The organism is Mesorhizobium sp. M7A.F.Ca.ET.027.03.2.1 (assembly GCF_003999175.1).
Classification (GTDB): Bacteria; Pseudomonadota; Alphaproteobacteria; order Rhizobiales; family Rhizobiaceae; genus Mesorhizobium.
Map to the genome: position 1 here is coordinate 1 of NZ_RZOM01000704.1, position 3,291 is coordinate 3,291.

Consider the following 3,291-nt stretch of genomic DNA (forward strand, 5'->3'; position numbering starts at 1 on the left):
GATCTGCTTGATGTCGATGGAAACCGGCAGCGTCGTCGTACCCCCGCTCGGCGCTGGCTGCGTGCTGGTCACCGGCAATCGCGCCAGTTCGATACGCTCGGCAGCGATACGGTCGGCGCTGAAGTTTTTCGACAGCAGCGCCAGCGGCGACCAGTCGACGGCCACCTTGCGCGCCACCAGCCAGGCGCCCTCGCGGTCCTCCAGCACGACATGGTCGACGCTGAGCGCCCCGGACCAGATGCCGTCTATGCCGCTGACCGTGATCTTGCGGTCATCGTTCGAAGCCAGCCGCGAAATGATGCCGGCGAGATTGTCGCGGCCGCGCTCGGTCTTGGTCAGCACCACCAGCGCGCCGATCGCTCCCGCAACCACGATCAGCAGCGTGTAAAGGACAATGCGGAGGATGCGCCAGACTGTTTTCATCGCTCAGAATGCCTGCCCGATGCCGGCATAGATGCCGAAACGCGGGTCGCCCGGATCGCGGTTGAGCGGCACGGCGGCATCGATGCGCAGTGGCCCGAACGGCGTGACATAGCGCAGGCCGACGCCGGCGCCGACCTTGACATCGGAGAAATCGGGAGCCGATTTGGTCGATACGGTGCCGGCGTCGACGAACGGCACGATGCCGATCGTATCGGTGATGGCGATGCGCATCTCGACCGAGGTTTCGAAGAAGGAGAGGCCGCCGATCGGCTGGCCGGTGAAGTCCTTGGGTCCGATGCCCTGATAGGCATAGCCGCGCACCGAACCGCCGCCCCCGGAATAAAAGCGCCGGTCGGCTGGCACATGTTCGAGGCTGGTGCCGACGATCGAACCGATGGCGACACGTTCGGCCAGCACGAATTTCGAAGCCGAGTCCAGCGACTGATAGGCCGACCCTTCGCCCCTCAGCTTCAGGAACGCCGCACCGCTCAAAATGTCGTAGCTGGGCTCGGCATAGGCCAGCACCCGGAAGCCGCTTGTCGGGTTCAGCCGGTTGTCCCGGTTGTCATAGACATATTGCAGCGGGATGCTGGCGATCAGGTATTTGTGCTTGCCGAAAGCGTCGTGGATGCGGGAATAGTCGAGCGCCACCTCGGCGGAAACCGTCTGCTTCTTGGTCAGCTCGTAGGACAGCCCGGTGCTGCCCTTGACCGAGAAATGGTCATAGGCGTCAGGATGTTCGAGTACCGTCTTGACGCCGGCGAAGAACTTCGATGCCGGCCCGATCACGCCCGGCTTTTCGAACATGATGCCGGCATTGTAGTTGAGCTCGCCGAGATCATTGCTGCCGATGCCACTGATCTTGCCGTCGATGCGCAGCTTCTCGGCCCGGCCGAACAAATTTCGGTGGCCCCAATAACCTTCCAGGCCCAGCCCCTCGGTGTTGGAGAAGGTGCCGCCGACGCCGAAATAGCGTGGCTTGCGCTCGCTGACCTGGACGCCGATCGGAATGTTGCCGTCGGCATCGAGCGTGTCGGCTTCCTTGAACGTCACACTGTTGAAGACCTCGAGCGCCAGCAGCCGGTCGCGCGCGTCATCGATCTCTTGCGGCGAGTACTGCCGGCCGCGCTTGAGGCCGGTCATGTATTCGGTGAAGTCGCGGTCGACCTTTTCGGTGCCTTCCACCGTTGTGTCGCCATAGCCGGCGACCGGCCCAGCGGCGACCGTCAGCGTCACGTCCAGCGTCGAAGTAGCGTGGTCGGCGACGATCTGCCGGTCCGTCACCTCTGCCAGCGGCCTGCCTTGCTCCTTCAGCGTCCGCACGATCAGCGCCTCGGCCTTGAGCACAGCGCCGGATCCCGCATCGCCGCCTGATATCAAGCCGTAATCGGCGCTCATCAGCCCTGCCGCGTCGCCCTCAAGGTGGATATTGCCCAAGGTGAATTTCGGCCCGCTGGCAATGTCGATGACCACGGGAACCGGCTGCGGCCCCTTGAATTCGGCATCCGGCGGCAAATCGTCGAGCGGCTTGCCGTCGATGGTGACGGTGACGACGCCTTCGTAGCGGGCATCGGCATAGAGCGCGGCGACAAGCTGTTCGCGGTCGCTGCGCGCCTTGGCCATCAGTCCGAGCGAACCGGAAACCGGACGCTCCTCGTCACTCTTCAGCGCAGAGGCATTTTCGAGCTTCTTGACCAGATCCTTGTCGGCGTCGGGGGCGGAAATGGTCACGGCGTAACGCAGGGGATCGACGATATCGGCATCCTCGTCGCTGGACGACCCCCACAGCTTGATGCCGAAAAGCTCGAAAGCGGCCGCCGGCCGCGATTCGGCGACGAGCACGGTCGAGCACATCATGGCCAACAGCAGGGCGCGCGGAAGCGCACGCCCTGGCGCGCGACCTCCTGACATCTGCTCTTCATGCGCCGGCATTAAGACAACCTAGTTTACAAAACTAAAATTGGAATGAAGTTCTGAAGCGCTCGTAAAGGGGCCACAATCCAATTGTCTGAAATAGGGCGGGCTTGGAATTCACACCTTTTGCGTCGCCGCAAGAAAGCGTGATCCCCTGTCCTATGGAGGTACTACCGGTGATCGGCCGGAAAGGAAACCGTTGGCAGGCGGAACCCTGCCGCGTCCTTGTGTTGACAAGCCTGACTGAAGCTTGATCATGCCCGGACGTCAGCTGTGTCTGGAGGGGTGTTATGGCAATGCGCGCGGCTCGTGGTCTGTCTATCCTGATTCTTCTGTTTCTCGCCTGGGCCAATGTCCTGGCCTGGAGCAGCGCCGCGCAAGCGGCCGAGGCCCGGCGGATCGCGACAACGGACAATTCCGATTATTTCGGCTTTGATCTCAGGTCCGACCAGAATGTGACAATCGACCAGTGCAAGACGACATGCCTGGGAGACCCGGCCTGCCGCGCCTTCACTTACAACAAAAAAGCCAAATGGTGCTTCCTCAAATCCGACTACAACCAGCTGAAAACCTTCAACGGCGCGGTCGCGGGCAAGGTCGTCAACATCGATGGCGATCCTGATATCGGCGCGCCGCCGGAACTCGCTTTCTTCCCCAACTGGATGGCCGATCAGGCCCAGCAATACCGCAACAAGCTGCTCGGCCCGGCCTATGACAAGCCGACCGAAGGCATGGCTGCCTTGCTGAACGCCGCCGAACAGGCCGTGCTGACCGGGGATCACCGCTCCGCCATGCTGAAATACGAGGCCGCGGTCTCGGTGCTGCCCGATGATGGCCAGCTCTGGCTTAACCTGGCGCGTGAAACGCTGGCCGTGCAGCCTGCCGCAAGCACCTCCGAAGCCTCCACTTTGCCGGCGAACAGCACGTCGGCCGCTTTCAATGCCTATAAATTGC

3 protein-coding genes are annotated in these 3,291 nt (G+C 62.4%); 1 reads left to right on the forward strand and 2 read right to left on the reverse strand.

The features are described from left to right. Positions 1 to 423: hypothetical protein (locus EN750_RS25245; RefSeq protein WP_145967898.1), on the reverse strand; the 423-nt coding region annotated here is incomplete at its 3' end. A 3-nt stretch (positions 424 to 426) separates the two neighbouring features. Continuing rightward, positions 427 to 2,355: an autotransporter assembly complex family protein gene (locus EN750_RS25250; RefSeq protein WP_127398130.1), complete on the reverse strand. Its 1,929-nt coding sequence runs from the start codon at positions 2,353 to 2,355 to the stop codon at positions 427 to 429. A 272-nt stretch (positions 2,356 to 2,627) separates the two neighbouring features. On the opposite strand from EN750_RS25250, the gene EN750_RS25255 reads away from it, so the two are divergent. Next, on the forward strand, positions 2,628 to 3,291 hold a 664-nt coding region (locus EN750_RS25255; protein WP_245482802.1), incomplete at its 3' end, for a PAN/Apple domain-containing protein.

Coding starts and splice junctions, on each gene's coding strand:
- EN750_RS25250 (WP_127398130.1), bottom strand. CDS start 2,355: ATGCCGGCGCATGAAGAGCAGATGTCAGGAGGTCGCGCGCCAGGGCGT.